Origin of the sequence: Treponema sp. UBA753 (assembly GCF_002297325.1) — a bacterium.
Classification (GTDB): Bacteria; Spirochaetota; Spirochaetia; order Treponematales; family Treponemataceae; genus Treponema_D.
This window is the reverse complement of the sequence record NZ_DBKJ01000104.1, coordinates 623-3365: the sequence shown is the minus strand read 5'-3', so window position 1 is coordinate 3365 and position 2743 is coordinate 623. Positions and strand designations below refer to the sequence as shown.

General features: G+C 38.4%; 4 protein-coding genes. 2 read left to right on the top strand and 2 right to left on the bottom strand.

The annotated features are described in order from the left end of the window. The coding region (locus B4C08_RS08590) for a class I SAM-dependent methyltransferase (RefSeq protein WP_296664496.1) at positions 1 to 709 on the top strand (709 nt) is incomplete at its 5' end. Positions 710 to 844: 135 nt separating this feature from the next. Here B4C08_RS08590 and B4C08_RS08585 read toward each other — a convergent pair. Both B4C08_RS08585 and pgsA read right to left on the bottom strand, forming a co-directional pair. Next, a complete protein-coding gene (locus tag B4C08_RS08585) occupies positions 845 to 1219 on the bottom strand; it encodes a hypothetical protein (RefSeq protein ID WP_296664494.1) in 375 nt (124 codons plus the stop codon). Positions 1220 to 1236: 17 nt separating this feature from the next. Continuing rightward, complete coding sequence (gene pgsA / locus B4C08_RS08580) at positions 1237 to 1845, bottom strand: CDP-diacylglycerol--glycerol-3-phosphate 3-phosphatidyltransferase (RefSeq protein WP_296664492.1); 609 nt, start codon at positions 1843 to 1845, stop codon at positions 1237 to 1239. A gap of 120 nt (positions 1846 to 1965) precedes the next feature. Here pgsA and B4C08_RS08575 point away from each other — a divergent pair. After that, positions 1966 to 2743, top strand: a 778-nt coding sequence (locus B4C08_RS08575; protein WP_296664490.1) for an ATPase domain-containing protein, incomplete at its 3' end; no start/stop codon positions are given.

The window sequence follows — 2743 nt, the reverse complement described above, 5'->3', positions numbered from 1 at the left end:
TTACGATGAGCTTTTTAAAGTTTCAGAAGCTCAAAAAAATTTATATATGGAATTATGCGAAAACTTTAGTTCTCCTGTCAGGTTTTTGAGAGCTTTTTGCGGCTCTGGGCTTTTTGAAAGTTCGCTTTCCAAACAAGGGCATGATGTTACAGGAATTGAAAACTGCGAAGAGCTTTTGCATACGGCAAATTTGCGCCGAAGAAACCAGTTGATGTCAATTCGTTTTTTTCAGATGGAAGCAGAAGACATGACGAAATTTTTGGGCAAAAATTTTTACAACGTTGTTTCCATTTTAAACAGCCGTTTGCTTTTTTTAGGCGGAAGAGAAAAAATCAGGCAGTTTTTCTTTGACTGCAAAACTCTTATGTCGCCAGACGGTTTTCTTGTCATTCAGTGCATCAATTTTGAAAACAGAAAAGATGAAAAGTTTTTTCAGCTTAAATGCCGTGAAAGTGTGAGAGCCAAGCTTTTTTCTGAAGTAATGACTGCGCAAGACGAATCCAAGCTTTTTTCCATGAACCTTGAAACTGGCAACGGCAAGCTTCTTCCTATAGTAAAAGATATTCCGATTTATCCTTTGCTTCCTTCCGAAATAGAAGATTTTGCAGAAGACGCAGGTTTTAAAAGCGCAGATTTTTTTGCTGACTTTGAAAAGTCCGAATTCACAGGAAATGAAGAAGAATTTATTGTGGTTTTAAAAACAGAATGACACTTTGTTAAAAAAAATGATTACTTAAATGTCATTCCCATGCTTAACATGGGAATCTATGTTTTAGAAGATACTCCGGTCAAGCCGGAGTATGACAATAAAATTATTAAGCACTGACAAAGTGTTAGCTAAATTTTATTTCTGAAATTTAATTTTAACATCGTAGCCTTCAGAAGTCCACTTTGGATCAATGTGCATATCCAAATCAGCATTGAGAGTAATCGGCTTTGTGAATTTGTACGAGCGTTCTGTTTCTTCGCAGTCAAAAGAAATGCTTACACCGGAAGTGCTTGGGCGAATTTTAAAGTTCTCTACATTTGAATCGTCAAAAGTGAAAACTGTTTCTCCGCTAGAAGCTTTTGTAAGAATAATTTTTCCGTCTGCATTGAAAGTCCAGTTTGCATCCCAGTTTTCATCCTGCCAAGTTCCCTGAATGTCCTTCAAGTCAAGAGCGAACATTCCCGCAGTTCCCATAACAAGAGCGGCTGCAATTGCAAAAATTTTTTTCATATTTCCTCCTATAAAGTTTACATTGCCTTTTTTAGTATGCTTCCAAAATTTTTCAAGTAATCTATAAACGAAACGTAAGCCAAAATTACACAAACAACAAAAAATGCCTGGCCTATGTGAAGCAAAAGTTTCATGTCCAAGTTCCAAGCCGAAGCAAGTTCTGTGCGAACAAATGCTTCCTGTATTAAAGCTACAAAGCATGAAGCCACATAAAATACAGTTTTAATTTTTCCGCCTTTTCTTGCTGCAATTGCAGTTCCTTGTTTCGCCGCGACCATTCTTAAAAAGTTCTGGCTGAATTCCCTGTAAAGAATCAGAACATAGCAAACGACCGGCATATATCCAGAAAAAACAAAGCAAGTGAACATTGAAAGATGAAGAAAAACATCGGCAAAAGGATCAAACATTTTTCCAAAGTCGCTTACATCATTCAGCTTGCGCGCATAATGTCCGTCAAAATAATCCGTGAGTTCCGCAAATGCAAGAAGTGGAATCGCAACGCAAATTGAAGCAATGGCAACAGAACTTCTGTTTTCAAATCCAAGCCAGCCTGGAATGTTATATATTATAAAAATTATTGGTGCTAAAATAATCCTGGAAAGTGTGAATTTATTTGAAATTCTCATAATAAATTCATTATAGAAGATTTTTGCTGTTTTAGCAATAAACGTTTTTTTATGCTGAAAATCTGCGCTGTTTTTTGCGGTAATGACTTTTTGGCGGAATTTGAATATAGTAGAAAAAATATGGCGAAGAAATCTGTTGTTTACAAATGCTCAAAGTGCGGCTACACTCAACCTGCCTGGCTTGGAAGATGTCCTGCATGCGGAGAATGGAATTCTCTTGAAGAGTGCATTTTGGATTCAAATGCTCCAAAATCATCTTTAAAATCTGACGGAACAGTTTTAAAAGCTAAGCCAGTTCCAATGCAAAAAGTTTCGCAGCAAAATAATTCGCGGATTTCAACTGGCAATGAGGAATTTGACCGTGTGCTTGGCGGCGGAGCAACAAAGCGAAGCGCAATTCTTGTTGGCGGAGAACCAGGAATAGGAAAATCAACACTTCTTTTGCAGGCGGCGGCAAGTCTTCTTCCCAAAGGAAAAATTCTTTACGTTAGTGGAGAAGAATCCGCAGGGCAAATAAAAAGCCGAGCAAACCGCTTGAACCTTGAAGCCGGCTCTTTGGAAATTTTATGCACAATGCGGCTTGAAGACATTCTTGATGCGCTTGACTCGCTGAATCCTCTGGTTGTCATTGTGGATTCAATCCAGACTGTTTATTCCGTGGAAGCAGGACTTGTGCCTGGAACTATAACGCAGCTAAAATATTGCAGTAACGAGCTGATTGGATGGGTAAAAGAAAGAGACAGCGTTTTGTTTATGACTGCCCATGTTACAAAAGACGGAAGCATTGCCGGTCCAAAAAGTCTTGAGCACATGGTTGACACAGTTTTATCTTTTGAGCGGACAAGCGATGAAGTTAGATTTCTGCGCGCGCAAAAAAACAGGTTTGGCTCTGTTGATG